Origin of the sequence: Arthrobacter silvisoli, assembly GCF_003369445.1 — a bacterium.
Lineage (GTDB): Bacteria > Actinomycetota > Actinomycetes > Actinomycetales > Micrococcaceae > Arthrobacter > Arthrobacter silvisoli.
Window position 1 is genome coordinate 63,101 of sequence record NZ_QRCU01000025.1, and the last position, 26,971, is coordinate 90,071.

Consider the following 26,971-nt stretch of genomic DNA (forward strand, 5'->3'; position numbering starts at 1 on the left):
CAATGTCGTGTCGCCGGGCGCTTCGCTTCCGGCACCCTTCTCAACGTCCCACCCTACGACGCCGTGCCCTCCGCGTGCTGCTTTGCCTAGAGCGAACGGGCCTGCCGCAAGGCAGACAGCCCCGTCCCTGCGCGGTAACTTGAAGATGATCACCAGTCAGCAGCGACGATCGGCGGCACCATGACTTCGAACCCCAATACCCCCTCGAACGGGGACGATGCACCCCAGGATCCTTTGGCGGAAATGCTGAAGAACCTGATGGGCGGACAGGGCATGGGCAACATCGACCCGGCGGAGCTGGCCAAGGCGGCGGGACTGCCCAACGATCCTGCCCTGCTCCAACAGATGTTCTCCCAGGTCCAGGCCATGATGAGCTCGAGTTCCGAAGGCCCGGTCAACTGGCAACTGGCCCACGAGAACGCGCGCCGTGTGGCCGCGGCCGGCAGCGATCCCTCAGTGACATCGGCGCAGAGCCGCGCGATCGATGAAGCGCTCCGGCTGGCGGAGCTCTGGCTGGATCCGGTCACGGACCTTGAAGCCACGGGGCTGATTGGCCACGCGTGGTCGCGGGCTGAATGGGTGGAGGCTACCCTCGGCACCTGGAAGCGCCTGACCGAACCGGTGGCGAACAGCATTGCCAACGCACTGTCGGATGCGCTGACGCAGCAGATGCCCGAAGAAATGAAATCCATGATGGGCGGCGCCTCGTCCATGCTGCAAAACATGGGCGGCGCGATCTTCGGCATGCAGTTGGGCCAGGCCATCGGCGCCCTCTCCGCGGAGGTTGTCAGCTCCACCGACATCGGCGTCCCCCTTGCCGACCTGGAAATGGCGCTGCTTCCGGGCAACGTCGCCACGTTCGGCGAAGGGCTCAGTGTCCCCGAGAACGACATCCGGCTCTACCTCGCCGTCCGCGAGGCGGCGCACGCCCGCCTGTTCGTCCAGGTTCCGTGGCTGCGCGGCCACCTGCTCGGGGCCATCGAAGCGTACGCCCGGGGAATCCACATCGACATGAGCCGGATCGAAGACCTGGCCCGCGACCTCGACCCCAGCAACCCCGAAGGCATCCAGGAAGCCCTGTCCCAGGGCGTGTTCACTCCGGAGCGCACCCCGGCACAGTCCGCTGCCTTGGAGAAGCTGGAAACGGCCCTTGCCTTGGTCGAAGGCTGGGTGGACGAACTGACCGCTGCCGCTACGGAGAAGATGCTGCCCTCGGCTGCGGCCCTGCGCGAAACCGTCCGCCGCCGCCGTGCCACCGGCGGGCCTGCCGAGCATGCTTTCTCCTCGCTGGTCGGCCTGGAACTGCGGCCACGGAGGCTCCGCGAAGCGGCCACACTGTGGGCGCAACTGAAGGAAGAGCGCGGAATCGCCGGCCGCGATGCCATCTGGCACCACCCGGACCTCCTGCCGACGGCCGAGGACCTGGACGATCCGAAGGGCTTCTCCGAGCGCCGCCGACTGGCCGAGGCCAGCGACAGCGAAGTGGACGACGCCCTGCAGAAGCTGCTCAACGGAGGCTACGACTCCCCGGCGGATTCAGCCGACCCGGGTGCCGAAACGGAAGCCGGCGGCGCCCCGGACGGAGGCGCCTCCGACGGCGGCACTGACAACGGCTCCGACAACGGCTCAGGCGAAGCGAAGGGCTAGCAGCCGGTTTCCCCTTCGGGGCCTTCCGGTTCCCTTCCCAGACCGCGCGACGTGGCGAAGGCTACTCCTTCAAGGAAAGCCTTCGCCCGTTGCGTTTCCGGGTAGGCCTCCAGGAGGCGCCAGAACGCACTGTTGTGCCCTGCCACCAGCAAATGGGCCAGTTCGTGGAGCAGCACGTAGTCAACCACCCATTGCGGCATGGGCTTCAGCTTGTCCGACAGCCGGATGCTGCCTTCGGCCGGGGTGGCCGAGCCCCAACGGGAGTTCTGGTTGCTGACCCAGCGGACCGACGTCGGGACCGCCCGCCCGGCGAGGTACCTGTCCGAAAGCGCCGCCGCGTGTGCGGCCAGTTCGGCGTCCCCTGAGGGCCGGCGGCGTCCCGCGCCGTGCGCGCGGCGCTCCCCCTGGCGGTGGAGCTTGTCCAGCATCCGCTGCACCCATTCACGCTCCTGCGCCCGGGTGAACGACGCCGGGATGGCGACGACGGCGTTTCCGTCCTCCCAGAAGGCGGCCACGGTGCGGCGGCGCCGGGCCGAGCGGCGCACGACGACGGGAGCGCCGTCGCGGGTGGTCAGCTCGTGGGAGGTCAGGGGGATGGCACGCTCACGCATCGCCGTGCCCGCTTTCGGCCAGCACCGAGAGGACGGCTTCGCCGTACTTTTCGAGTTTCGAAGGGCCGACCCCGGCCAGCGTGGCCAGTTCCTCGAGGCTCGCGGGGCGGGCCTCGGCGATGGCGGTCAGGGTCGCATCCGTGAAGACGACGAATGCGGGAACCTCTGCCGAGCTGGCTTCGTCCTTGCGCCACTGCCGCAGCGCCTCGAAGGTCTGTTCTTCGTAGCTAGGCGGGCACTGCCGGCACCGCCCGATCTTGCGTTCGGCGCCGGTAGCGAGCATGCTGCCACACACCCGGCAGGACGCCGGGGCAGCTGCCTTGCGCCGGGGCACCGCGCGGCTGCGGGCACTGGCCGGGCTGATGGACTCAGGGCGGAGCCCGTCGAGGAAGCGGGACGGCTTGCGGTTGGCCCGGCCGCCGGGCGTGCGGGCCGTGGACCAGGACAGGCTGAGGTGTTCGCGTGCACGGGTGATGCCGACGTAGAGGAGGCGCCGCTCTTCGTCCACGGCTTCCGGCGTGTCGGCGAAGGAAATGGGCATGAGGCCTTCGCTCAGGCCCACCAGGAATACAGCGTCCCATTCCAGGCCCTTGGCGGCGTGCAGGGACGCCAGGGTAACGCCCTGCACCGTGGGGGCGTGCTGGGCCACGGAACGTTCCTGGAGTTCGTTGACGAATTCGGCGAGGCCGAATTCGGCTCCGCGGTTGGCGACGAGTTCGTCGGCGAGGGCCACGAGCGCGGCCAGGGATTCCCAGCGTTCCCGCAACGCGCCGCCGCCGTGCGGGGCGGAATCGGAGTAGCCGAGCGATGCCACGATGTCCCGGACCAGCTGGCCGAGCGGTTCGCCCGCGGTTTCCGCGGCGGCACGAGTGGCGGCACGCAGCTGCAGGATCGCGTCGCGCACTTCCTTGCGGGCGAAGAAGCGCTCCCCGCCCCGGAGCTGGTAGCCGATGCCGGCGGAGGCGAGCGCCTGCTCGTAGGCTTCGGACTGTCCGTTGGTACGGAAAAGGACGGCGATCTCGCTTGCCTGCACGCCGGCGTCGAGCAGTTCGCGGATCCGTCCGGCAACCACGGCGGCCTCTGCCTCGTCGTCCGGGCATTCCATGAACCGGGGTTCCGGGCCGCCCGGGCGCTGGGCCACGAGCTGCAAGGGCTTCGCCCAGGCGGCGTCGGCAGCAGGCCCTCCGCCGCGGCGGGAACCCAGCAGCTCGTTGGCGAGCTTCACCACCTGCGGGGTGGAGCGGTAGTCCCGGACAAGCTTGACGACGGTGGCCTCCGGGAACTTCTTCTTGAAGCCCAGGAGGTGCTTGGGTGATGCGCCGGTGAAGGAGTAGATGGTCTGGCTGGCGTCGCCCACCACGCAGAGCTCGTTGCGGTCGCCGAGCCACAGCTCCAGGAGGCGCTGCTGCAGCGGGGAAACGTCCTGGTATTCGTCCACCACGAAGTGCCTGTACTGTTCCCTGACCGTGGCCGCCACCTTCGGGTCTTCCTGGAGGATGCCCACGGTGATCAGCAGGACGTCCTCGAAGTCGATGACGTTGCGGTCCGTCTTGACGTCTTCGTAGGACTGGAAGACCCGGGCGACGGCGGTGAGGTCGAACCCGCCGGGAGTGCCCCGGCCCTGGGCGTTCTCCAGGTAGTTGGCCGGGGTCAGCATCGAGACCTTGGCCCATTCGATCTCCGCGGCGAGGTCACGGATCGACGCGCGGTCGGTGCTCAGCCGCAGCCGGCGCGCAGCCTCGGCGATCATGGTGGCCTTGTGGTCCAGCAGGTTCGGCAGCGTACCGCCGATCGCCTGCGGCCAGAAGAACTGCAACTGGCGCAGGGCGGCAGCATGGAAGGTGCGGGCCTGGACGTTGCCGGCGCCCAGGTCCCGGAGGCGGCTGCGCATCTCGGCGGCCGCCCGGGCGGTGAAGGTCACCGCCAGCAGTCGCTGCGGGCTGTACACGCCCGAGTGCACGCCGTAGGCGATGCGGTGGGTGATGGCACGGGTCTTTCCCGTTCCGGCTCCGGCAAGGACACACAGGGGTCCGGTCAGGGTGCTGGCAACCTCGCGTTGTTCGGCGTCGAGGCCGCCAAGGATGCGGTCCTCCAGGGAGCCGCCAAGGACGGGCAGGGCAGAGGTCACTTCTGGAGGTCCTCGATAGTGCCGCCGTACCAGTGCTCGATGAGGGAACGCGCGATCGACAGCCGGGACGGAATGGTGATCTCTCCGGAGAGGACAGCCGCCTGGAGTTCCTCAGGGCTGAACCAGCGCGCCCGGGTGACCTCGACGCCGTCGGGCCTGGCTTCCGTGTCCTCGGTGAAGGCAGTGAACCCGAGCATCAGGGACGCGGGGAAGGGCCAGGACTGGGAACCGAGGTACTGGCAGCTGCTGACCCGGACCCCGACTTCCTCAGCGATTTCACGGACCACTGCCTGTTCAAGGGACTCCCCCGGTTCCACGAAACCGGCCAGCGTGGAGTGGTTGATGGAACCGGCCGGCCCTCCGCCGCCCAACAGTACCCGGCCGTCGGGTCCGACCACGGTAACGATGATCGCCGGGTCCGTGCGCGGGTAGTGTTCGGAGTTGTCCCGGGGGCAGCGCCGGACCCACCCGCCGGCTTCGCTGTCCGTTGGCGTGCCGCATTGCGGGCAGTGGGTGTGGGTGGCGTGCCAGTTGGCGATCGCGCTTGCCTGGATGAACAGCGCGGCATCGGTGGCGTCCAAACGGGCGGCGATTTCCCGGAAGCCGACCCAGAAGGCGCTTGCGGGGACGCCCAGGGTGCCGGGTTCCAGGGGTGCCGCGGGTACCAACAGCAGCACCGGGGTGTCCCGCGGGTGGGCCGCATCCGTCAGTGTCCTGCCCAGGTAGACGGCTGCGGGTGGCACCCCGGAGGCTTCCCGGAGGGAGTTGAAAAGTGTTCCGGCATCGCCAAGCCACAGCGCGTCGCCATCGACCAGGGCCTGCCTCTCCGCCAGGACCATGGCCTTGGCGGTCCCGGAGGCGAGGAGCTCCTCGACCGTCCCGGGCTTGATGCGTTCAGCCGAAGCCCTGTCCACCATGGCCGGACGGACCGGAAGAAGGGTGTCCGTCAGGTGGTTCGCCGGTGCCCGGAACTCGGTAAAACTCATGTACCTACCGTACTGACTCGCACCGACAAATAACATTTGCCCTGTTCAGGGCGCCGCGGCCCCCACGGCGGTCTCCGGGGCAGCTTTTCGCGGCCGATCTGGAGACTCGCCGCGGGGCATCGCCCCGAGCGGCGCCCGTGACTCTACCGTGGGAGGTGTGAGAAGAACACCGCTCGAACTGGCCGCAATTGCAACAGCGGCAGTGCCCGGCCTGGCGCCGACAGCCACTGCATCCGCCCCGGACGACGCCGCTGATTTCGATTCGGCGCTCCTGCTCGACTCCGAAGGCAAGCGCTGGCGGGTTCGCTCACCGAGGCACGCCGAGGCCAGCACCCGCCTGGAGACCGAGTTCATGGTGCTGCGGACGTTCTCGCCCGCCATCCGCGCAGAACTGCCCTTCCTGCTCCCCAGCGTTGCAGGCACCGTACGGCAAGGCGGCTTGAGCACGTTCGTCTACACGCACCTGGCCGGCTCAACCCGCAGCATCGAGGAACTGTCGGGCTGCACTGACGCCCTGGCCAAGGAGATCGGCATCGCTCTGGCCGCCGTCCATGACCTGCCGCAGTCGCTGGTCAACAACGCCGACCTCCCCAGCTACACGGCCAACGAATTCCGCCAGCGCAAGCTCAATGAGCTCGACCAGGCGGCGACCACGGGCAAGATCCCCACGCTCCTCCTGCGCCGCTGGGAGCACGCGCTGGAAGACGTTGCCCTGTGGCGCTTCAACCCTTGCGTTGTGCACGGCGACCTGCACGAAGACAACCTGCTGGTGGACGGCGACCGTGTGACCGCACTGACGGGCTGGACCGATCTCCGCATCGGCGACCCCGCAGACGACTTTGCCTGGTTGGTTGCTTCCAACGAGCAGTCCTTCGTCGGGGCGGTCCTGCGGCACTACACGGAGGCCCGCCGGGACAAGGCCGACAGCCACCTGCTGCGCCGCGCGGCGCTTCTCGCAGAGTTCGCCCTGGCCCAGTACCTGGTGAAGGCAATCGCAGCGGGCCATGCCGAAATGACCGCCGAAGCCGAAGCCATGCTGAAGTCCCTGGCGGAGGACATCGGCGAGCAGGACGCGGCCGACGCCGAAGCTGCCGCCAGCGAAGCAGCCGCGGCGGCCGCCGCGGGCCCGGTCACGGACGGCGGAGCGGCAGACAAGCCGGCAGCTGCCGGGCACCCGGTTGTCAGCTCGACGCCGGCGGTCACTGTGAGCGCGGTGCCTACCCCCGCCGTCAGCGTCATTCCGATCCCGGATGCCGGCGCAGACGCTGCGGTAACTCCTCCGGCGGGCGATGCACCGTCAGCCTCCGACACTTCGACGGCGGCCATCCGGATCGTGCCTCCGGCCCCCACGGATGCACCGGAAGACAGTTCCTCCGCGGGGGCGGACGGCCAGCCGGGCAACCCGGACAGGTCCGTGGAAAGCCCTGCCGAGGATGACCCGTCCGCGGCAGGCAGGACCGGGCTTCAGGACGCCGACAAACGTTAGCCCGGAACCGGTTCCATCCTTGAGGGCGACGCCGGCGCCGTCACACCGGCCGGGAAAGCGCCTCCGTGATGATCGCTTCGAGTTCCGTCTCCGAGCCGAGATCGTGCGGACGGACCACGGCGTCGTCGGGGACGTAGTAGAAGGCCGCGCTCACCGTTTCCAGGGGCACTCCCTTCAGGCGGGCCCAGGCGAGGCGGTACACCGCCAGCTGCACGGAGCGGCTGGCGAGGCGGCCGCCCGAGGGACGCCTGCCGGTCTTCCAGTCCACCAGTTCCCAGGTGCCGTCGGCATTGCGGAACACGGCGTCGATCCGGCCACGGACCACCACTCCGGCGATGCTGGTTTCCACCGGTACTTCGACGAAGGCCGGTGCCCGGTGGGCCCATTCGGAATGCTTGAAAGTATCCACCATGTCGTCAAGGCCATAGGCGGCATCGATGTGGGCGTCGGCGCCCGCTTCTTCGCCGAAGTCCAGCATGCCCGTGGTGCCGAAATACTCCTCGACCCAGGAATGGAACGCCGTTCCCTTGCGGGCCGCGACACCGGGTTCGCGGGGCACCGGACGCCTCAGCTGGGCGAGCACCGCGTCCGGATCGTCGCCCAGTTCCACGAACATCGACGCCGAAATGTGGCCCGGCAGGTGGATGTCCTGGACCGGTTTCCGCTGGCGTGAGCGCTTCAGGAGAAGATCGGCTTCCTCCGCCCACCCGGCAGCGGTCCCGCGGAGCGGCCTCCGGGCCGTCCCTGCCGCGTCCCCGGAGGGATCACCGGGTCCGCAGGGGCCGGCGGAGCCAGCAGGCACCTCCGGCAGGTACAAGGGGTCGCCCGGGCGCAGCGCATCGATGGCCCGCCTGACGCGGTCGGCCGCCGCATCCATGGCGGCGCGGCGGCCCGGCACATTGCGCAACCGTTCCCCGGTCCGCGCGTCGCAGGGACCTTCCAGCGGATCGTAGGGGAACACCGCCAGTTCGGCGGCAACGGTCAGCGGGCTTTCGGCAGGGAGTTCGTCTTCGCGCAAGGACGCCGGATGGATTCCTGCGGAGGTTCCGGCGTCGGGCACTCCGGGAGTGCCGGCGGCCTCCACCGCTTCCGTGAGGGAGGCGAGTTCGGCAAGGAACGGTGAGACCTCGGCGATGCCGGACCGCGACCCGTTCCAGGCCGCGCTCGATACCCACAGCACGAACTTGGCACGGGTGTAGGCGACATAGGCCAGGCGCCGTTCTTCGGCTTCGCCGTGGTGCTGGACCTCCGACTTGAACACCTTTTCCGCATCAAGCCAGCCCTTCTGGTCCGCCTGGTCCAGGTCCCATTGCGGCAGGTCGGCACGGTCGCCGCGCAGGGGCCAGGGAAGCGCTGCTGCTCCGCTGCTCCAGCGCGAGTCCCGGTTGCTGGGGAAGGAGCCGGCATTGAGGCCCGGAACGAAAACGACATCCCATTCCAGGCCCTTGGAGGCGTGGACCGTGAGCAGTTGCACGGCCTCGTGGTTGACTTCGGTGGCGGCGGCGTCGAGTCCGCCTTCCTCGGACGCGGCGGCCTCCAGCCAGGAGAGGAACGCCAACAGGTCCAATCTGTGCGAGGTCTGCAGGAATCCGGCGGCGGCGTCCTGGAAGGCGTCAAGGTTCCGGCGGGCCTGGTGAATGCTGGTCCCGGGCTTGGCTGCCACTTCGACGTCGAGCAGCATGGCCCGTTCGACCTCGCCCAGCAGGGTGGTGAGGTCATCCCCGAGGAAGCTGCGCAGCCCCCTCAGCTCCGCCGACAGCCTGCCGAGACGCTCCTGCGCGGCGGCGCTCAGTGACCGGCCGTGGGCCGACGTCCACCCCGGGCGGGGCAGGAAGTCCAGGGCTTCCACAAGGCTCGCGGCATCGGTGATATCGCTTTCCACAACCACGCCGCCCGCGTCCTCGTCCGCGGCGAGGTCCGCCATGAGTGCTTCCGGACTGGAGCTGCCCTGCGACCGTCGCCGGGCGAGGAAGCGCGACCAGTCATGGAAAGCCATGAGGTCGGCCGTGCCGATCCGCCACCGTGCCCCGGCGAGCAGACGCATCAGGGCGTCCGAGCGGCCCGGGTCGGCCAGTACCCGCAGCGTGGATACGAGGTCTACGATCTCGGGGGTGTCGAGGAGCCCGCCGAGGCCGACGATTTCGTAGGGTATCCCCTGCACTTCGAATTCCCGCCGCAGGACCTCCATCTGCGCACGACGGCGGCAGAGAACGGCCATGCTCGGCAGGACGGCGTCTCCGGACTGGCCCGTTTCGAAGATAGTGCGGCGGTACCGCAGGACATCGCGGGCGACCGCCGCCGCCTCGTCCTCGTCCGTAGCGAAGCGGCCAAGGATGACGTTGCCTTCGACGGCTGCCGGGCTTGGCCGCAGCGACGGGACCGACACGGCGCTCCCCCGTGTCCTTTCGCCGGCGGACCCGCCGGAGGCCGCTTCCTTATTCAAGGGTGCGGCGATGACGTTGGCAGCGCCCAGGATGTTGCGTCCGTTGCGCCACGCGGTGGTCAGGTACGACACCGGTGCCGGAACGAACGACGCCGGCTGGCCGCCGTCGTCGTCGCTCCTCGCCGGAAACTCCTGGACGAAGTGGAACAGCTGGCCCGCCGATGCGCCGCGGAAGCCATAGATCGACTGGTTGGGGTCCCCCACCGCCGTGACGGCATGGCCTTCACCGAACAGCCGCGAGAACAGCACAAGCTGGGCGTGCGACGTGTCCTGGAACTCGTCGAGGAGCACCACTTTGTAGCGGGACCGTTCGGTGCCGGCGGCCACCGGGACGTCCCGGGCGATCCTGGCCGCCAGGGCCACAAGGTCGCCGAAGTCGAGCACGCCGCGTTCGCGCTTTGCCGCCTGATAGCGACCGACCATATCCGCCACGCTGGCACGGGTCAGCAGCATGGCGTTCAGCTCGGCGGCGGCCTGGGTGGGGTTCTTCTTGGCTCCTGCCTGGTAGGGCAACTGGCTGAATTCCGAGACCCGCGCCATCAGCCAGGATTGCACTTCGGCAGGCTCCCTGAGGTGCTCCGCGCATTCTCCCGCCAACTGCACCACGGCGTTGACCAGCGTGGATTTCGCCGCGGTGAAGTGCTCGTAGGGGCCGTCATAGCCTTCCACGACCTCGCCGGCCAACTGCCAGGCCTGGGCTCCGCCGAGCAGCACCACATCACGCTCGATGCCCAGGCGCAGGCCGTAGTCCGAAACGATGCCGCTCGCGTAGGAGTGGTACGTGGACACCTTGGGCTCGAGCTCATCCGAACCCGCCAGCCAGTCCGGGAAGCCATGCCGCCCGGGATCCGCGACGGCGATCCGCTGGAGGGTTGCCAGCTTGGCCCTGATGCGGCTGGCCAGTTCCCCGGCCGCCTTCCGGGTGAAGGTGACGCCGAGGACCTCTTCAGGCCGGACCCAGCCGTTTGCCACCAGCCACACAACACGGTCTGCCATGGTGGCGGTCTTGCCGGATCCCGCGCCGGCAATGACGAGCCGGGGCGACAACGGCGACGCGATGATGGCTGCCTGTTCATCGGTGGGGCGGTTCTTCTCGCCCATGATGGCTGCGAGCTCGCCGGGACTGAAGCGAGCCGGCGGCGTCCCTGCACCGGGTTCCGGGCCGGTCCCGCCGAGCGCCGGCGCGAGGGTGTCGAGCGTCATTCGGTTACCTGCTTTCCTCGGGCACAGAGCGGGCAAATCTCCGGCAGGCGGCACCCGTGGCCACCGTGGCCGCCCTTGGACGGATCATGCCTGGCTTCGAAGGTGGCCCCCGACATCAACGCCGCGGCTTCGTTGACCAGGTCCCGGGCCCAGTTGTCCCCGGCTTCGAGGGGCTCTTGGACCTGGATGCCGGGAGACTTGGTCTTGGTGCCTAGCTGGGCCAGTACGGCTCCGCCGGGAACGGCCGCGGACCCGGTCGCCGTGCCGTCTGTTGCGGCGTCGAAGGCGCCCTCGAGGACGGCAGCCTGGTAGGCACCGAGCTGCGGGTGCCGGGCGAGTTCGGCCTTACCGGGCTGTCTCTTGCCCGTTTTGAGGTCCACGATCACGAGCCTGCCCTCGGCGTCGATCTCCAGGCGGTCCACCTGCCCACGGAGCATGGCGGCCCGCTCACCGACCGCAGGCAACGGGACCTCGAAATCGAGCTCGACGCCCACAAGGCGCCGGCCCTCGCCGCGCATCACCAGGATGTACTGCGCAAGCTTGCGGACCATGGCCTCGGCCCGCTGGAAATCCAGCCGGCCTTCCCAGTTGTCCTTCATGCCAAGGGCAGGCCAGCGCCGGGCCAGTTCCGCCAGGTACTCGGCGCCGGAGGCGTCGGGAAGGTCCTGGGCGATGGCATGCACCAAGGTTCCCAGGCTCCTGGCGAAGTCGGTGGCGGCCTCGCCGCCGGCTGCCTGCACAAACCAGTCCAACGGCGACTTGTGCACCGATTCAACCTTGGACGGTGACACCATCACGGTCCCGCCTTCGGGAACCACGGGGGCCTCGCTGCTTAGCGGGGCCAGGCCCCACCAGCTGTCCGGATGGGCGCCGGGCACGGGGGGTTCGGCCGTGGCCAGGTGCGCCAGGACCCGTGCGGCCTCGGCGGCGTCGTCGGGTTCCTGTACGTTCTGATCCGCCTGAACCTTCTGGCGGAGCTCGGCCACGAGTGCACGCAGGGTCATGGGGCGCTCCACGGGGGTATAGCCACGGCTGTACTGGCCCGCTTCAAGGGGCGCCACGTAGTCCAGGAACGCCGAAGGCTGTTCGTCCTCCGAGGACACAGCGGTGCAGATGAGCAACTCCTTGGCGCGCGAAACGGCGGTGGAGAAGCTGCGCAGTTCGTCGTGGCGGATGTCGCGGAGCCGGCTGAGCGGACCGCGCTGCAGCGCATGCTCCACCCCATGCTCGACGGCGTCCGCGAACAGGGTGCTGCCCAGCAGTTCGCCGCGCAGCCGGGTGTTCGGCCACACCCCTTCCTGAAGGCCTGCCACGATCACCACCGGCCATTCCAGGCCCGCCGCGCTGGCCGGGGTCATCAGTTCCACGGCCTCCTCCAGCTGGGCCCGCGCCGCCAAGGTGTCCATCGGCAGTTCCTGGTTCATCAAGTACTCCAGGAACTGCTCGGCGCCCGAGCCCGGGAGCTGGTCGACGTACCGTTCCGCAGTGTGGAATAGAGCCATCATCGCGTCCAGGTCGCGGTCCGCGCGGGCACCGGCCGCGCCGCCGTCGAGCGCCAATGACGTCCACCGGGCCGCCAGGCCGCTGCTCTGCCACAACGCCCAGAGCACGGTTTCGGCGTTTGCCCCCGTTTGCCCCAAGGCTTCGCCGCCAGCCCGGATCATCCGGGCGATGCGCCGGGCGGAGCTGCCCTCGATCCCCAAGGAACCCAGGGCCCCGGGCTGGAGCAGCGCTTCGACAAGCAAGGAATCGCTGGCCCGGCCGCCGCCGCCGAGCAGCTCGTCCCGGCGCAGCGACTGCCGGAGCCGCCGCAGTTCGATGGCCGTGGCCCCACCGATCCGGGAGGTCAGCAGGGACACAGCGAGTTCGGGCGTGAGCTTCGCGGGCTCGAGCACCACGCCGTAGAGCTCCAGCAGGGGACGTACGGCGACCTCGTCGCGGACCGCGGCGTCGGCCACCGGCACCTGCACCGGGATTCCCTGCCCGGACAGGTAGCGCTGGAGCTGCGCGAGCTGCCCGCCGTTGCGCACGATCACGGCGATGTCGCTGAACGCGCGCCCTTCCCGCAGCTGTGCCTCGAGGATGCGCTGGGCCACGTAGCGCAGTTCGTGCGCGGGGGACGGCAGGAGGTGCGCCTCTGCCCTGCCTTCTTCTTTCCGGGCCTGGGCGGGGGTGCTTTCGAGGCGCCGGGCCAGCTGGCCGCCCTGGCGCTGCGAAATCCGGGCGGCGACGCCTTGCCAGGCCTTCGCGACGGCGGGCGCCTGCCGGTGGGCGGTCGACAGCGGAAGCTCCAGCACGGTGTCGCCACCGCCCAACAGGCGGGGCAGCTCTGCAACGAGGTCCGGGCGCGCACCGCGGAATCCCTGGACTACGGTGTCCGGGGAAGACGTGATCACGGCATCCTTGCCCTCGGCGATATCGGCGAGCAGTTCGAAGACCGCCGGGTTGGCCTCCTGGATGTCGTCGACGAGGATCAGCTGGAGCCGTTCGCGTTCGGCTGCCAGGAAGCCGGGCGCGTCCTGGAAAATCTGCCGCGCCGCCGTGATGATCCCGGCGGGGTCGAAGGCCTCGGGCATGCGAAGGTCCAGCACGTCGCGGTATTCCGAATAGAGGCGGGCCGCGGCCATCCAATCGGGGCGGTCGCACTCGTAGGCGAGCGCCGACAGGTCCTCGGCGGTGCGGCCGGATTCAATGATGCGGTCGAAAAGCTGGCGGATCTCCTGGCGGAAACCGCGCGTGGGCAGGGCCGCGGAAAAGTCATCCGGCCAGGGCAGTTCGAGGCCTGGGCGGCTGTGGCCCTCGAGCAGTTCCTTGATGATGAGGTCCTGCTCGGGACCCGACAGGAGCTTCGGTGGCCGCGGCAGCGGAAGGACCCCTTCGGCCTTCGCCCGCCGGATCAGGTCGAAAGCGTAGGACGCCCAGGTGCGGGCCGGCGTCGTGCTCAGGGTCCGCCCGAGGCGGGCGGTGAAGCGGTCCCGCAGCGCCGAGGCGGCGTGCCGGCCCGGCGCCAGGATGAGGATGCGGCCGGGGTCCACACCGTCCCGTTCCACCCGCCGGACGGCTGTTTCGACCAGGACGGTGGTCTTTCCCGTGCCGGGCGCCCCGGGCACCAGGACAGGTCCGGAGCCGTGCGGAAGCCCGACGACGGCGGCCTGGTCCGCGGACAGCGACGGCGCCGTGCAGATGTTTTCGCGCGGCGGCACAAGCCTGAGGCGCGGGTTTTGCCGGGGGGCCTGCGGGGTTCCTGCTGACGCTTTGCTGGCTGGCTGGCTGCTGAGGGGGACGCTCACACAGTCATTTCATCATCGGGCACTGACAATTGATGGAGCTGACGCTCCAGCTCCTCCGAAATTGCGTCGATCCGGTCGAAGTCCCCTTCGCCGGGGGCCCAGCGGGCGGCGGCGATGTCGACCCGCCAGCGGCCTTCGCCGGTCCGCAGGAATGCCTCATGGTCTCCGTGCAGCGGGGTTCCTTCGGCGAGGTAGTGACGCAGCGCTTCGGCTTCATGGCCGGGCGGGGCTTCGCCGCTGGCCCGCAGGACCCGCCACCAGGCAACCGCACTGCCGTAGTGGCTCATGACGGAGCCCACCTGGCGGGGGCCGCCGCGCCCGAGCAGCTCGGCGACGTCCCCGTAGGCAAGGGCCGCGCCTGGAGGCACGAGGTCCACGACGGCAAGCACCGCCCCCACAAACTCCGTCCGCATGTTTTCAAGCCTATCGGCTGCCGCCGCGGTGTCGGTTTCCAATCTTGTCTGTGGCTGCCGGTAGCGTGAAGGCATGAGCTCCTGGAACACCCTCCCCCGCGCCGCGTTCGACCTCGAAACCACAGGACGGAACTCCCGCGCCGCGAGGATCGTGACGGCGTCGATCACCGTGGTGGACGGCCAGGGCAACGTCATCAAGGAACGGGAATGGCTGGCCGATCCCGGCGTCGAAATCCCCCAGGAAGCCAGCGACGTCCACGGCATCACCACCGCGAAAGCGCGCGCGGAGGGCCGCCCGGCCGCCGAGGTCACCCGTGAGGTCGCGGCCACCTTGCAGGAATTGTTCGACGACGGCGTTCCCGTCATCGCGTTCAACGCCAGCTACGACTTCACCGTCCTTGCCGCCGAGTCCGCCCGCCACGGAGTCCCGCAGCTGAGCCGGTTCCCGGTGCTGGATCCGTACATCATGAACAAGCAGGTGGACCGCTACCGCAAGGGCAAGCGGACCCTCGGAGCATTGTGCGAGGAATACGGGGTGGATCTCGAGAACGCCCATACCTCCGCCGCGGACGCCTTGGCGACGCTGCGGGTCCTCGACGCCATGGCGGGCAAGTTCCCCAAGCTGCACATGCCTGCGTCCAAGCTCCACCAGCTCCAGGTCGATTGGGCCGCTGCGCAGGCCGCCGACTTCCAGTCCTACCTGCGTCGCAGCAAGCCCGCCGCCGTGATCGAGGGCGACTGGCCGGTGCTCCCGCCGGAAGACGCGAGCCGCGGCGGTTTCTAGCCGCAACCTGGTTTGCCAGGAAGAATTGCCTTCCAGCGTGCGTTCACGCACTTTCCGCACAGGCCCTATAGCACTCCACCGAACATGACGCATGTCACAGGAACCGCCTTCCGGAGCAGCCGCTCCGGGCGCCGGACACAATTCATCCATTACGTTTTCTTACGAGCCTTCCAATGATGGTTCGTGACTTTACGTAATAAATCTTCGGAATATTGACCACTGTTGCGAACTATGTTCGGAATCTTTGAGCGGTGGGGCCGGGTGACATAATTATGTTTGGCGGGTTGAGTTCTGCTAGAGCCCACGAATGAACCTGTGGCCGCATCCCCGCCCGCGTCACCGAGATCCCAGTAATTCCAATGAAAGTGAACGCTTGATGAGAATCAATGCTCTGAAGTGGCTGTCTACTGTCCCCGTAGCCGCCGCCCTCGTCGTGTCCCTCGCCGCATGCGGCGGTGGAACGTCCCCGGCTGGCACGGCTTCCCCCACCGACGCCCTCGCCGGCGCCCAGAGCGCCGACAAGTACACCACTGCAGACGTCACGCCCCTGGACAAGATCGACAAGAGCAAGCTGGGCCTCCTGACCGACGGCACCATCAAGGTCGGTACCCTCTCCGACGCACCGCCAAGCATCTTCATCGACAAGTCCGGCAACTTCACCGGCTTCGACAACGAACTGCTCAAGGCCATGGGCGAGAAGCTGGGCCTGAAGGTCGAATTCGCGTCCACCAAGTTCCAGAGCCTCCTGGCCCAGGTCAAGAACCAGCAGTTCGACGTCGGATCCTCCTCGATCTCGACCACCGACGCCCGCCGCAAGACCGTTTCCTTCACCAATGGCTACGACTTCGGCTTCATGGCCCTGGTGTCCAAGACGGACAGCCCGGTCAAGAGCATCGCAGACCTCAAGGAGGGCGTCCGCGTGGGCGTGGTCCAGGGCACCGTCCAGGACGACATGGTCACCAACCAGCTGGGCCTCGACCCGGTCCGCTACCCGGACTACAACACCGCCTACGCCAACGTGAAGAGCGGCCAGATCGACGCGTGGCTGGCCCCGTCCCAGCAGGCCGAAGGCCAGATCAAGGAAGGCGACGGCACCAAGATCCAGGAGAAGAAGGTCGCCACCCAGAACTTCTCCGCTTTCGCCGTCGCGAAGGACAACACGGCCCTGGTCGAGGCCCTGAACTCCGCCCTCGACGCTGTCATCAAGGACGGCACCTGGACCACACTGGCCAAGAAGTGGTTCCCGGAGCGCAAGACCGACGCCGAGCGCATGCCCGATGGCTGGAAGCCGGGCAGCAAGGCTGTCCAGGTCCCGGCCGGCAAGTGAGGACCGGCCACCAGCCGAACCGCAGTAAAACCACCGCTCAAGCCCGGGCCCGGATTCGGGTCCGGGCTTGAGCCGCTAAGACCGAGGAGTCATATGGACGCATGGAGCCGCCTTGCGGACACCTTTCTGAACTGGGGCTACATCGCCGAGGTGCTGCCCACGATGTTCTCGTACGGCTTGCTGAACACGATCGTCCTGGCGCTGAGCTCCGGGCTCATCGGCACTTTCCTGGGCATCCTGCTGGCGTTGATGGGCATCTCCAGGAACCCCGTGGCACGCTGGATCGCCCGCATCTACACCGACATCTTCCGCGGCCTGCCCGCCGTGCTGCTCATCCTGGTGATCGGCCTCGGCTTCGGCCCGCTGCTGAAGGAGCTCACCGGGATCCGCAGTCCGTATCCCCTCGGCATCCTCGCCCTGAGCCTGATGGCCGCAGCCTACATCGGTGAAATCTTCCGCTCGGGCATCCAGAGCGTGGACAAGGGCCAGCTCGAAGCCTCCCGCGCGCTGGGCTTCGGCTACGGACCCTCGATGCGCATGATCGTCGTCCCGCAGGGCATCCGCCGCGTGCTCCCGGCCCTGATGAACCAGTTCATCGCCCTCATCAAGGAATCCTCCCTGGTGTTCACCCTCGGCCTGATGAGCCGTGAGCGTGAACTCTTCCAGATCGGCCAGGACTTCGCGGCCAACAACGGCAACCAGTCCCCCTTGGTCGCCGCGGCGATCTTCTACCTGGTGCTGACCATCCCGCTCACCCACCTGGTCAACTACATCGACAACCGCCTGCGGACCGGCAAGGAACAGAAGCACGAACCTGACGAGGCCGCGGCCGTCATCGGGAAGGGAGCCCACGCATGAGCCAGTTCACCTCCGGATCCCTCACCGGCAAGAACCTGCACCTGGCCTTCGGCAGCAACAAGGTGCTGCGCGGCATCGACATCCACGTGGAGAAGGGCACCGCCGCGTCCGTGATCGGCCCCTCCGGCTCGGGCAAGTCCACCCTGCTGCGCGTCATGAACCGGCTCATCGAGCCGGACCAGGGTGACATCCTGCTGGACGGCCGATCGGTCCTCAAGGACAATCCGGACGAACTCCGCCGCCGCATCGGCATGGTGTTCCAGCAGTTCAACCTCTTCCCGCACAAGTCCGTGGGCGAAAATGTGGCCTTCGCGCTGCGGAAGCTGCGGAAACTCCCCAAGGACCAGGCCTGGGCCGAAGCCCTGGAACAGCTGGACAAGGTAGGCCTGAAGCACAAGGCCGGGGTGCGTCCCTCAACCCTTTCCGGCGGCCAGCAGCAGCGTGTGGCCATCGCCCGTGCCCTGGCCATGAAGCCGGAAGTCATGTTCTTCGATGAGGCCACCTCCGCCCTGGACCCCGAACTCGTCAAGGGCGTCCTGGCCCTCATGACGGACCTTGCCAACGACGGCATGACCATGGTGGTGGTGACCCACGAAATGGGCTTCTCACGCAACGTGTCCAACCAGGTGGTCTTCATGGACGGCGGCGTGGTGGTGGAGAACGGCAGCCCCGAGCAGCTGTTCACCGAGCCGAAGACCGAACGCCTGCAGAAGTTCCTCTCCGACGTTCTCTAGCCGGCCGGTCTCCAAACCAACCGGCGCAGATCCCCGGCAGCTGACCCGCTGCCGGGGATCTTCAGTTAACCCGGGGATCTTCAGTTGACCCGGAGATCTTCCGCTTAAGCAGGGCAGCTACTGCCCGGCCTTGACCCGGAGCACGGTGAGCGCCGCGGCGTCCACTGCCCTGCGGAAGGCAGGTTCCGCCGTCGCGCGCCGCAGGACCTCGTTGACCATCGCCGGAATGTATCCGGTGTTGGCGCACAGCACCATGGTCCCGCCGGCCGCGATGAAGTTGCCGGCCCGCTCCCCCACGCTCCAGGGTGCCAGCTGCGCGGCGTTGCACAGATCATCGGAGACGATGACGCCGGTGAAGCCGGCATCCGAACGCAGCATGGTGCCCATGACCACAGGCGAGAACGGTGCAGGCCGGGTGGAGTCGATGAGGTTGTAGTAGGCATTGGAGACCATCACCCAGCGTGTGCCGTTGCGGATCGCCGCCGTAAAGGGTGCCAGGTACGGGTCGTTCCTGGTGGTGGCGGTGTCGCGGACGTTGGAGCTGACGTCGGTGTTGAGGGTGACCCTGCCAAGGCCCGGGTAGTGCTTCACCACGGGGGCCACGCCGGAGTCCCGCAGGCCCGCCGCGAAAGCGTTCCCGTAGGCGGACACGGCGCCGGGTGTGTAGCCGTATTCCCGCTGGAAGTAGCCGATCGGCGCATTGGACGGCGCGAATGCCGCCCCGGGGACGGTGTCCAGGACCGGCGCGAGATCGACGTTGACGCCGGCCCTGAGGAGTTCGGCGCCCCAGATTCCGGCCTGTGCGCGCAGCTGCGCCGGGGAGTAGGCGGTCTGGGCCAGGGCGGTGGGGATCTCGGAGAAGCCGGGTCCGCGCAGCACCTGCACGTAGCCGCCTTCCTGGTCCGTGGCCACGGAGAGCGGCACGGTGTTTCCCAACTGCCTGGCAGCGGTGCGCAATGAACCGACTACTGCCGCCGTTGCGGCGACGCCTGCCTGGCTGCGTCCGGCCAGGTAGATGCTCCCGATGTGCTGGCCGCCCAGCAACCCGGCCACGACATGTGCGTCGCTGCCCCCGGCGTTGGCCGCGACCATGAACAGCTGGCCCACCCGCTCCTTCATGTCGAGGGCCGCGAGCTGTTGCTCAGGAGTGGGCACGGCGGGCGGGGCGTGGGTGGGCCGCGGTGATGGGACGGGCGTGGTGCCGGGCGGCGGGCCCGCGGTGGAAGGCGGCGGGGTGGGCAGCGTGGCCGTGGGTGTTGCGGACGCCATGGCGGACGAGGTCGTCGCCGACGGAGAAACGGACGACGCCGGGGCCGCACCGGGGCTGGACGGCGTGCCGCGGGTGCCGCCCAGGACCGGAAGGTCCGACCGGACGAATGCCGTGAAGAGCGCGGCAGCGATGACGGACACGATGACGAAGACGGCGCCGGAATGCAGCAGCCTGGCCCCGCGGCCGGCTGCCGGCTTCCTCGGGTAATCGGGTGTGTTCTGTTCGGGTGGATGGTTTCCGGACATGGATCACTGCCTGGCTGGCGCTTGCTGTCTGTGGGGCCAGCCTACGCCTGGCACGGCCGGCAGCGGTGGAAGCGCCGCCGGCCGTGCGGGCCCTGCGGCTATCAGGCGGAAGCTTCGGCGGGGACCGCCTGCGCCGCGGCCTTGGCGGCGGCCGGAAGGGCGTCGAAGATCCGGTTCATCGCGGCGTCGTCGTGCGCGGAGGACAGGAACCAGGCTTCGAAGACGCTCGGCGGCAGGTAAACGCCGGAGTCCAGCATGGAATGGAAGAACGGCGCGTAGCGGAACACCTCCTGGGCCTGCGCGTCGGCGTAGTTGTGCACGCCCTTGGCGGAGGTGCCGAAGGCCACGGAGAACAGGTTTCCGGCACGCTGGATGGAATGGTCCACGCCTGCCGCGTCGAGGGCGGAGGACAGGGCCGCGGAGAGTTCCAGCGAGCGGGCGTCCACGAAGGAGTAGACCTCCGGCGTCGCATGCGTGAGGGTCGCGACGCCGGCCGCCATGGCCACCGGGTTACCGGAGAGCGTGCCGGCCTGGTAGACGGGGCCGAGGGGAGCGAGATAGTCCATGACGTCGGCACGGCCGCCGAGGGCCGCCGTCGGCATGCCGCCGCCGATCACTTTGCCGAAGGTCAGCAGGTCCGGGGTCCAGCCCTCGGTGGCGCCGGTCAGCCCCCAGTAACCGGCGTAGCCGGTGCGGAAACCGGTGAGGACCTCGTCCAGGATGAGCAGGGCGCCGTGTTCGCCGGTGATGCGGGAAAGCGCGGCGTTGAAGCCCTCGCCCGGGGTGACGACGCCCATATTGGCCGGTGCGGCTTCGGTGATGACGGCCGCGATGTGCTCGCCGTGCGCGGCGAAAGCAGCCTCGACGGCGGCGAGGTCGTTGTAGGGCAGCACGAGGGTTTCGGCGGCGGCGGCCTCGGTGACGCCGGCCGAGCCGGGAAGCGCCATGGTGGCCAGGCCGGAACCGGCGGCGGCCAGCAGTCCGTCCAGGTGGCCGTGGTAGCAGCCGGCAAACTTCACGATGAGGTTCCGGCCGGTGAAGCCGCGGGCCAGGCGCACGGCGGTCATGGTGGCCTCGGTGCCGGTGGACACCATGCGGAGGCGTTCGACGGCGGAGACGCGTTCCTTGACCAGTTCGGCCAGGCGGGCCTCATCCGGGGTGGACGCACCGAAAGAGAGGCCCCGGTCCACGGCGGCGTGGACAGCCTCGAGCACGGCAGGGTGGGCGTGGCCGAGGAGCGCCGGGCCCCAGGAGCAGACCAGGTCCACGTAGTCCTTGCCGTCGGCGTCGGTGAGGTAGGGACCTCGCGCAGAGACCATGAAACGCGGAGTGCCGCCCACGGACCCGAAAGCACGCACGGGCGAATTGACGCCGCCTGGCATCAGGGTCTGGGCATGGGCGAAGAGATCATCCGAACGAGTCATGCCCCTATTCTTTCATCCCGCAGGGGCAGCACATTGCGCCCCTGCGGGATGAAGAGGGTCACTTCACTTGCGCCCTCAAGGACAGCAGTCCGGCCACGCGCGGGGCGACTTCGGATCCGAAGAGTTCGATGGAGCGCATCATCTTCGCGTGGGCCAAGGTGCCGTTGCTGTATTTGAGTTCGAAGCGGTCGGCGCCGAGGGTTTCCTTGAGCCGGGCGACCTTGGCAGCCACGGTGTCCGGCGAGCCGACGAACAGGGCGCCGTCCTCCTCCACGAGGGCCTCGAACTCGCCGCGGCCCGCCGGGCCCCAGCCGCGTTCGGCCCCGATCCGGTTGCGGGTGGCGAGCCAGTGCGGGAAGTACTCTTCGCGGGCCTGCTCATCGGTGTCGGCGACGTAGCCGGGCGAGTGCACCGCGAGCTGCCTCGGGTCGTGACCCGCCTCGGCCAGGCTGCGGCGGTAAAGCTGCGCGAACGGGGCGAAGCGTTCCGGCTGCCCGCCGATGATCGCCAGCACCATCGGGTAGCCGTACGCTGCGGTGCGGACCACGGACTGCGGGGTGCCGCCGACGCCGATCCACGTGGGCAGCAGCCGGTTTTCCAGGTGGGGATACACCATCTGGCCGTGCAGCCCGGCGCGGGTGCGGCCATCCCAGTTCACGGGCTTCTGCGAGCGGACCCGGTGGTAGAGTTCCAGTTTCTCCTCGAAGAGGACCTCGTAGTCGGCAAGGTCGTAGCCGAACAGGGGGAAGGATTCCGTGAACGAGCCACGCCCCAGGATCACCTCGGCGCGTCCGTTGGAGACGGCGTCGAGTGTGGCGAAGCGCTGGAAGACCCGGATGGGGTCGTCCGAGCTGAGCACGGTGACCGCGCTGCCGAGGCGGATCCGCTTCGTGGCCGAGGCGACGGCGGCCAGGACCACTTCGGGGGCGCTGACGGCGAAGTCCCGCCGGTGGTGCTCCCCCACACCGAAGGAATGCAGCCCGACGGCGTCGGCCAGCTTGGCCTGTTCCACCACTTGGCGCAGGACGACGGCGTGGTGCTTGGGTTCGCCGGCATCGTCGAGGTCGACGTCACCGAAGGTGCTGACACCCAGCAGCATGGTGTCCTGGCCTACGGGCGCGGTGGGATCAAAAGCGGCTACAGGGGACGGACCGGTTCCGGAAACTTCGCTATTTTCATGCATACGCATACAAACGGCGAAGCTCCCGGAATCATTCCCCGCCGTCGGGCGAAGGAGCCACTAGCCTTCTTTGAGCCAGCCCGCGAGTTCGGACGCCCAGTACGTCAGGACCATGTTGGCCCCCGCGCGCTTGATGCCCAGCACGGATTCGATGATGGCGCCGCGGCGGTCAATCCAGCCGTTGGCGGCGGCGGCTTCGATCATCGCGTACTCGCCGGAGATCTGGTACGCGGCCACCGGCACAGGGCTCATGGCGGCGACGTCGGCCAGGATGTCCAGGTAACTCATGGCCGGCTTGACCATGACCATGTCCGCGCCTTCCTCGAGGTCCAGTTCCACCTCGATGATGGCCTCGCGGCGGTTGGCGGCGTCCATCTGGTAGGTCCGGCGGTCACCCGTGAGCTGCGAATCCACGGCTTCACGGAAGGGGCCGTAGAAGGCCGAGGCGTACTTCGCGGCGTAGGCAAGCACAGCCGTGTTCTTGTGTCCGGCATCTTCTAGCGCCTGGCGGATCACGGCGATCTGGCCGTCCATCATGCCGGAGGGGCCCAGCACATGGGCACCGGCATCGGCCTGGGCCACTGCCATCTGTCCGTAGATCGCCAGGGTGGCGTCATTGTCGACGTAGCCGTTGGCGTCCAGCACGCCGCAGTGGCCGTGGTCGGTGAATTCGTCCAGGCACACGTCGCTCATGACCACGAGCTCGTCGCCCACCTCGGCGCGGACATCGCGGATGGCCTTGTTCAGCACGCCCTCGGGGTCCAGGGAGGCGGAGCCGTTGGCGTCACGCTCAGCCGGAACGCCGAACAGCATGATGCCGCCAACCCCCAGTTCCACTGCTTCCGCGGCCGCCCGCCTGAGCGAATCCGTGGTGTGCTGCACGACGCCGGGCATGGAACTGATGGGCGCGGGCTCGCTGAGGCCCTCACGGATGAAGGCCGGCAGGATCAGTTCCGCGGGGGCCAGCCGGTGTTCGGCGGTCAGGCGGCGCATGGCCGGGGTGGTGCGGAGCCGCCGGGGGCGGTGGTTGGGGAAGCTCATGTCTTACGTCCTTTCCGGGGCTGATGGCTGAACGGAGGCGAACAGTTCGGTGAGGGCGGCGACGATGCCGTCCGGGGTGGGTTCCTTGGCGGTCGCGGCGACGGTGAGCCCGAGGGTGCCGGCCTCCGCCGCCGTCGAGCGTCCGATCGCGATGAAGCGGCAGTCCCGCAGAGGCACCAAGGTTGCGGCGATCCGCCGCGCGGCACTGGGTGAGGCGGCGACGACGGCGGCCAGGGCGCCGTCGTCGATCATCGTCCGGGCGCGTGCGGGCTCCAGCAGGGGCAGCTCCTGCTCCCCCGCCACGTCTGTCCCCGGAGCCGGCCAGGCGGCGGCCTTGGCCAATTCCGTGTCCAGCCGTTCCTCCGGGCGGGCCGGGAAGTCGACGGTGCGGTAGGCGGTGACGACGGCGACCTCCGCGCCCTTGCCGGCCAGGCCGTCCGAGAGCAGGGAGTCGGCAATGTCCGCCTGCGGCAACAGGACCCGGCCGGGGCCGCCGGGCCACACCTCGAGCAGGCCCGCGGCGGACTGGCTGCCTTCCGGCGCCAGGTCCACCCGGATGCCTTCGGCTTCCAGGATCCGGCGCGAGGACGGACCGATCGTCGCCACCCGCACGCCGGACGGAAGAAGCGCCGAAAGTTCCGTGCCCCGCTCCGCGGCCTTGGCCTTCAAAGCGCGGACGGTGGTGATGCTGCTGACCACGAGCCAGTCGTAGCGTCCGCCGGCCAGCGCGTCCAGGGCCACCTCCAGTGCCTGCTGGTCCGCTGCGCGTTCGAAGTCGATGAGCGGCAGCAGCAGCGGTTCGGCGCCGGCCGCGGACAGGGCCCGCGCCAGGGAGCCGGCACGGTCGGGGCTCCTCGTGATGAGGACCTTCCGGCCGTGCAGCGCGCTGTCCCGGGAAGCAGGGTCGCCGGAAACTCCGGCAACATGCCCGTCCACGGACTCAGGACGCGGCAAGGTCGGTGATCTCCGCGGCGCCCGCGGCCAGCAGCAGTTCGGCCACTTCGATGCCCAACAGGGTGGCGCCGACTTCATTCAGCCCGTCGGTGGCCTTCTTCTCGCGGACGGTCTTGCCGCCGTCGACGGAGCAAACCACCGCTTCGAGGTAGAGCATGCTGCCCTTGCGGTAGGCGAAGGCGCCCACCGGGGCGGCGCAGCCGGCTTCGAGGCGGGCCAGGACGGCACGCTCGGCGGTCACCGCGAGGCGGGTGTCCTCGTCGTTCAGCGCGGCCAGGGCCTGGGCAAGCGCTTCCTGCGAGCCGCCGCTTTGGGCGTCGGCGGTGCGGCATTCAATCGCCAGGGAGCCCTGGCCCGGCGCCGGGAGCATGGCGTCGCTTTCGAAGTATTCGCTGACCGTATCCAGGCGGCCGATACGCTCCAGCCCGGCGGCGGCGAGCACCACCGCGTCCAGGTCGCAGCTCTTGCCGGGCACCACGGCGTCGGAGGCATTGCCTGGCAGTCCGGGGACGCGGCCCAGGCGGGTGTCCACGTTGCCGCGGATGTCGATGACCTCGATGTCCTGGCGCAGGGCGCGGAGCTGGGCGGCGCGGCGCGGGGACCCGGTGCCCACCTTGGCTCCGGCGGGGAGCCCTGCCAGGGTGAGGCCGTCACGGGCGCACAGCACATCACGCACGTCCACGCGCTTGGGGGTGGCCGCGATGGTGAGGCCGGGCTCGGCGCCCGTCGGCAGGTCCTTGAGCGAGTGCACGGCGACGTCGCAGCGCTGGTCCAGCAGTGCTTCGCGCAGGGCGGCCACGAACACACCGGTGCCGCCCATCTGGGACAGCGAGCCGGTCTTGACATCGCCTTCCGTGGTGATGTGGACCAGTTCGACGTCGAAGCCTCCGACGGCGGCCAGCCGGTCCGCCGTCTGCTGGGTCTGGGTCAGCGCGAGCTTGCTGGCCCGTGTGCCGATCCGGACGGTCACTTGCTGGCCTCCGGGGCGGGGTAGGCGTCGTGCCCGGTGCCGATGGTGGAGCCGAGCTCGGAGATGACGGGCTTGGCGCCGCGGAAGTTCTCGCAGCAGTTCGGGCGGCACACGTCGTACCAGGGGCCGAGGTCCGTCACGTGCGGGCGATCGGCGATGTTGTTGTTCACCGTGCGTTCGCAGATGAGGTCCACCAGGCCGGAGACGAAAGCCGCGTGGGTACCGGGGGTTGGGACGCGGGTGGCTTCCATGCCGAGGTTCCGGCAGGTTTCGAGCGCTTCGGTGTCCAGGTCCCAGGCGACTTCCATGTGGTCGCTGACGAAGCCGAGCGGCACGATGACCACGCCGCGCACGCCTTCGGGGGCGATCTCCTCGAGGTGGTCGTTGATGTCCGGCTCCAGCCACGGGATGTGCGGGGCGCCGGAGCGGGACTGGTACACGAGGTCCCAGGCCACGTCCGGAGCCACGACGTCCATGATGGCCTTCGCGTTTGCCAGGTGCTGCGCGGCGTACGCCGAACCCTCGGCGAAGTCGCGCGGCTCGTCTTCGGACTTGCCGGCGGCCTCGGCATCGCGGGTAGGGATGGAGTGCGTTGCGAAGAGCACGCGGATCTTCGAGTCCGGGTCCGCCTCGCCTGCCGCGGCGAGCTTGCCGCGGATTTCCTCAAGGCCTGCCGCGGTCCCTTCCAGGAACGGCTGCACGACGCCGGGGTGGTCGAAATACTGGCGGATCTTGTCCACCTGCAGCTTGCCGTCCAGGCCGGTCTCAGTGAGCGCGATACCGATGTCCTCGCGGTACTGGCGGCAGCTGGAGTAGCAGGAGTAGATGCTGGTGGTGAGCATCAGCAGGCGGCGGTGGCCGGCGTCGTAGGCGTCCTGCAGCACCGGCGCGATGTAAGGGTCCCAGTTGCGGTTGCCCCACAGCACGGGCAACTCGATGCCGCGGGCGGCGAGTTCGGCCTCGATGGCGGCCTTCAGCTCGCGGTTCTGCTGGTTGATCGGGCTGATTCCGCCGAAGGCCCGGTAGTGGTGCGAGACCTCTTCAAGACGCTCGTCCGGGATACCGCGGCCGCGGGTCACATTGCGCAGGAAGGGAATGACGTCTTCCTGGCCCTCCGGGCCGCCGAAGGACGCGAGCAGGACGGCGTCGTACTGTAGCGGCTCCTGGCGGCCGCGCTCGGTGACGTCGTTCAGTTCCGTGGAGGCAGCCAGGTTTACCTTGGGACTGCTCACGCGAGGACCTCGGCGATCTCGGCGGCGGTGATGCGGCGACCCGTGTAGAAGGGGATCTCTTCACGGACGTGGTTGCGGGCGTCGGTGGCGCGCAGGTGGCGCATGAGGTCCACCAGGTCGACCAGTTCGGGGGCTTCCAGGCCGAGGATCCATTCCCAGTCGCCCAGGGCGAAGGAGGACACGGTGTTGGAGATGACCTGCGGGAAGTCGCGGCCCAGCAGGCCGTGGTCGCGCAGCATTTTGCCGCGCTCGTCCGCGGGCAACAGGTACCACTCGTAGGAGCGCACGAAGGGGTAGACGCAAAGCCAGGTGCTGGGCTCGACGCCGCGGGAGAACGCCGGGGTGTGGCTCTTGGCGAATTCGGCTTCGCGGTGCACGCCCATGGCGGACCAGACGATGTCGGTGCCTGCGAAAAGACCGCTGCGGCGGATGTCGCGGACGGCTGCCTGCAGGGCCTCGGGCTTGGCGCCGTGCAGCCACACCATCACGTCGGCGTCGGCACGCATCGCGGAGACGTCGTAGCTGCCGCGCAGGACGACGCCGTCCTCGGCAAGCTTGGCGGTCAGTTTCTCGAACTCAACAATAGCGTCGGCGCTGCGCTGGAGGCCTGCCGAACGCTTGAAGACAGTCCACAAGGTGAAGAACTGTTCCTCGTTCTCAGCAGTTTTAGTGACAGATTCGGCAGAAGTGTGGCTCATGGTTCAAGTTTGCCCCCTGCGGGGCACTAAGTCGAAACCGGAGACTT

Annotated in this window: 20 protein-coding genes; 6 read left to right on the top strand and 14 right to left on the bottom strand. The window is 68.8% G+C overall.

Annotated features, from left to right (window positions below):
• Window positions 1–180: 180 nt before the first annotated feature.
• Window positions 181–1,647, top strand: coding sequence for a zinc-dependent metalloprotease (locus DWV11_RS05675; protein WP_115787910.1), 1,467 nt, complete (start codon window positions 181–183; stop codon window positions 1,645–1,647).
• Here DWV11_RS05675 and DWV11_RS20555 read toward each other — a convergent pair.
• Genes DWV11_RS20555 through nudC form a run of 3 tightly spaced genes read right to left on the bottom strand, consistent with a single transcriptional unit; the run spans window position 1,644 to window position 5,372 of the window.
• Window positions 1,644–2,258, bottom strand: coding sequence for a YgjP-like metallopeptidase domain-containing protein (locus DWV11_RS20555; RefSeq protein ID WP_115787911.1), 615 nt, complete (start codon window positions 2,256–2,258; stop codon window positions 1,644–1,646). The two genes, DWV11_RS05675 and DWV11_RS20555, sit on opposite strands and share 4 nt — an antisense overlap.
• On the bottom strand, window positions 2,251–4,386 hold the full coding sequence (locus DWV11_RS05685; RefSeq protein ID WP_115787912.1) for an ATP-dependent DNA helicase UvrD2: 2,136 nt from the start codon (window positions 4,384–4,386) through the stop codon (window positions 2,251–2,253). The genes DWV11_RS20555 and DWV11_RS05685 overlap by 8 nt, the downstream gene beginning before the upstream one ends.
• The gene (gene nudC / locus DWV11_RS05690) at window positions 4,383–5,372 is read right to left on the bottom strand and encodes an NAD(+) diphosphatase (protein WP_115787913.1); all 990 of its coding nucleotides are present in this window, start codon (window positions 5,370–5,372) and stop codon (window positions 4,383–4,385) included. The genes DWV11_RS05685 and nudC overlap by 4 nt, the downstream gene beginning before the upstream one ends.
• Window positions 5,373–5,529: 157 nt before the next feature.
• Between nudC and DWV11_RS05695 the strand changes: the two genes are divergently transcribed.
• Entirely contained in the window at window positions 5,530–6,858 is a 1,329-nt protein-coding gene (locus tag DWV11_RS05695) for a macrolide 2'-phosphotransferase (RefSeq protein ID WP_115787914.1), read from the top strand.
• A 40-nt stretch (window positions 6,859–6,898) separates the two neighbouring features.
• Here DWV11_RS05695 and DWV11_RS05700 read toward each other — a convergent pair whose 3' ends face one another.
• From DWV11_RS05700 to DWV11_RS05710, 3 genes are all read right to left on the bottom strand, one after another.
• On the bottom strand, window positions 6,899–10,504 hold the full coding sequence (locus DWV11_RS05700) for an ATP-dependent helicase (RefSeq protein ID WP_115787915.1): 3,606 nt from the start codon (window positions 10,502–10,504) through the stop codon (window positions 6,899–6,901).
• Entirely contained in the window at window positions 10,501–13,707 is a 3,207-nt protein-coding gene (locus DWV11_RS05705) for an ATP-dependent helicase (protein ID WP_245953464.1), read from the bottom strand. The genes DWV11_RS05700 and DWV11_RS05705 overlap by 4 nt, the downstream gene beginning before the upstream one ends.
• Window positions 13,708–13,790: 83 nt before the next feature.
• Window positions 13,791–14,207 (bottom strand): MGMT family protein, encoded by a 417-nt coding sequence (locus DWV11_RS05710; protein ID WP_115787917.1) that lies wholly within the window; start codon window positions 14,205–14,207, stop codon window positions 13,791–13,793.
• 73 nt (window positions 14,208–14,280) lie between these two features.
• On the opposite strand from DWV11_RS05710, the gene DWV11_RS05715 reads away from it, so the two are divergent.
• From DWV11_RS05715 to DWV11_RS05730, 4 genes are all read left to right on the top strand, one after another.
• Complete coding sequence (locus tag DWV11_RS05715) at window positions 14,281–14,991, top strand: 3'-5' exonuclease (protein ID WP_115787918.1); 711 nt, start codon at window positions 14,281–14,283, stop codon at window positions 14,989–14,991.
• 376 nt (window positions 14,992–15,367) lie between these two features.
• Entirely contained in the window at window positions 15,368–16,318 is a 951-nt protein-coding gene (locus tag DWV11_RS05720; RefSeq protein ID WP_115787919.1) for a substrate-binding periplasmic protein, read from the top strand.
• 93 nt (window positions 16,319–16,411) lie between these two features.
• Window positions 16,412–17,176, top strand: coding sequence for an amino acid ABC transporter permease (locus DWV11_RS05725; RefSeq protein WP_115787920.1), 765 nt, complete (start codon window positions 16,412–16,414; stop codon window positions 17,174–17,176).
• Window positions 17,173–17,910 carry an amino acid ABC transporter ATP-binding protein gene (locus DWV11_RS05730; protein ID WP_115787921.1) on the top strand — a complete coding sequence of 246 codons (738 nt, stop codon included), beginning with the start codon at window positions 17,173–17,175 and terminating at the stop codon, window positions 17,908–17,910. The genes DWV11_RS05725 and DWV11_RS05730 overlap by 4 nt, the downstream gene beginning before the upstream one ends.
• Window positions 17,911–18,027: 117 nt before the next feature.
• On the opposite strand, the gene DWV11_RS05735 is transcribed toward DWV11_RS05730, so the two are convergent.
• The 8 genes from DWV11_RS05735 to hemQ form a co-directional block, all read right to left on the bottom strand.
• Window positions 18,028–19,425, bottom strand: coding sequence for a glycoside hydrolase family 3 N-terminal domain-containing protein (locus DWV11_RS05735; RefSeq protein ID WP_245953456.1), 1,398 nt, complete (start codon window positions 19,423–19,425; stop codon window positions 18,028–18,030).
• 101 nt (window positions 19,426–19,526) lie between these two features.
• A complete protein-coding gene (hemL, locus tag DWV11_RS05740; protein WP_115787922.1) occupies window positions 19,527–20,849 on the bottom strand; it encodes a glutamate-1-semialdehyde 2,1-aminomutase in 1,323 nt (440 codons plus the stop codon).
• Between the two features lie 58 nt (window positions 20,850–20,907).
• Window positions 20,908–22,032: an LLM class flavin-dependent oxidoreductase gene (locus tag DWV11_RS05745; RefSeq protein WP_115787923.1), complete on the bottom strand. Its 1,125-nt coding sequence runs from the start codon at window positions 22,030–22,032 to the stop codon at window positions 20,908–20,910.
• 57 nt (window positions 22,033–22,089) lie between these two features.
• The gene (hemB, locus tag DWV11_RS05750) at window positions 22,090–23,070 is read right to left on the bottom strand and encodes a porphobilinogen synthase (RefSeq protein WP_115787924.1); all 981 of its coding nucleotides are present in this window, start codon (window positions 23,068–23,070) and stop codon (window positions 22,090–22,092) included.
• A gap of 3 nt (window positions 23,071–23,073) precedes the next feature.
• Window positions 23,074–24,024: a uroporphyrinogen-III synthase gene (locus tag DWV11_RS05755; RefSeq protein WP_245953457.1), complete on the bottom strand. Its 951-nt coding sequence runs from the start codon at window positions 24,022–24,024 to the stop codon at window positions 23,074–23,076.
• Window positions 24,011–24,994: a hydroxymethylbilane synthase gene (gene hemC / locus DWV11_RS05760; protein WP_115787926.1), complete on the bottom strand. Its 984-nt coding sequence runs from the start codon at window positions 24,992–24,994 to the stop codon at window positions 24,011–24,013. Before hemC ends, DWV11_RS05755 begins: the two co-directional genes overlap by 14 nt.
• On the bottom strand, window positions 24,991–26,226 hold the full coding sequence (locus DWV11_RS05765; RefSeq protein WP_210725671.1) for a ferrochelatase: 1,236 nt from the start codon (window positions 26,224–26,226) through the stop codon (window positions 24,991–24,993). The genes hemC and DWV11_RS05765 overlap by 4 nt, the downstream gene beginning before the upstream one ends.
• Window positions 26,223–26,924, bottom strand: coding sequence for a hydrogen peroxide-dependent heme synthase (hemQ, locus tag DWV11_RS05770; protein ID WP_115787927.1), 702 nt, complete (start codon window positions 26,922–26,924; stop codon window positions 26,223–26,225). Before hemQ ends, DWV11_RS05765 begins: the two co-directional genes overlap by 4 nt.
• Window positions 26,925–26,971: the final 47 nt, after the last annotated feature.

Excerpts from the sequence above, each read along its gene's own strand:
- DWV11_RS05675 (WP_115787910.1), top strand. The coding sequence starts at position 181 with ATGACTTCGAACCCCAATACCCCCTCGAACGGGGACGATGCACCCCAG.
- DWV11_RS20555 (WP_115787911.1), bottom strand. The coding sequence starts at position 2,258 with ATGCGTGAGCGTGCCATCCCCCTGACCTCCCACGAGCTGACCACCCGC.
- nudC (WP_115787913.1), bottom strand. The coding sequence starts at position 5,372 with ATGAGTTTTACCGAGTTCCGGGCACCGGCGAACCACCTGACGGACACC.
- DWV11_RS05700 (WP_115787915.1), bottom strand. The coding sequence starts at position 10,504 with ATGACGCTCGACACCCTCGCGCCGGCGCTCGGCGGGACCGGCCCGGAA.
- DWV11_RS05710 (WP_115787917.1), bottom strand. The coding sequence starts at position 14,207 with ATGCGGACGGAGTTTGTGGGGGCGGTGCTTGCCGTCGTGGACCTCGTG.
- DWV11_RS05715 (WP_115787918.1), top strand. The coding sequence starts at position 14,281 with ATGAGCTCCTGGAACACCCTCCCCCGCGCCGCGTTCGACCTCGAAACC.
- DWV11_RS05720 (WP_115787919.1), top strand. The coding sequence starts at position 15,368 with ATGAGAATCAATGCTCTGAAGTGGCTGTCTACTGTCCCCGTAGCCGCC.
- DWV11_RS05725 (WP_115787920.1), top strand. The coding sequence starts at position 16,412 with ATGGACGCATGGAGCCGCCTTGCGGACACCTTTCTGAACTGGGGCTAC.
- DWV11_RS05730 (WP_115787921.1), top strand. The coding sequence starts at position 17,173 with ATGAGCCAGTTCACCTCCGGATCCCTCACCGGCAAGAACCTGCACCTG.
- DWV11_RS05735 (WP_245953456.1), bottom strand. The coding sequence starts at position 19,425 with ATGTCCGGAAACCATCCACCCGAACAGAACACACCCGATTACCCGAGG.
- hemL (WP_115787922.1), bottom strand. The coding sequence starts at position 20,849 with ATGACTCGTTCGGATGATCTCTTCGCCCATGCCCAGACCCTGATGCCA.
- DWV11_RS05745 (WP_115787923.1), bottom strand. The coding sequence starts at position 22,032 with ATGCATGAAAATAGCGAAGTTTCCGGAACCGGTCCGTCCCCTGTAGCC.
- hemB (WP_115787924.1), bottom strand. The coding sequence starts at position 23,070 with ATGAGCTTCCCCAACCACCGCCCCCGGCGGCTCCGCACCACCCCGGCC.
- hemQ (WP_115787927.1), bottom strand. The coding sequence starts at position 26,924 with ATGAGCCACACTTCTGCCGAATCTGTCACTAAAACTGCTGAGAACGAG.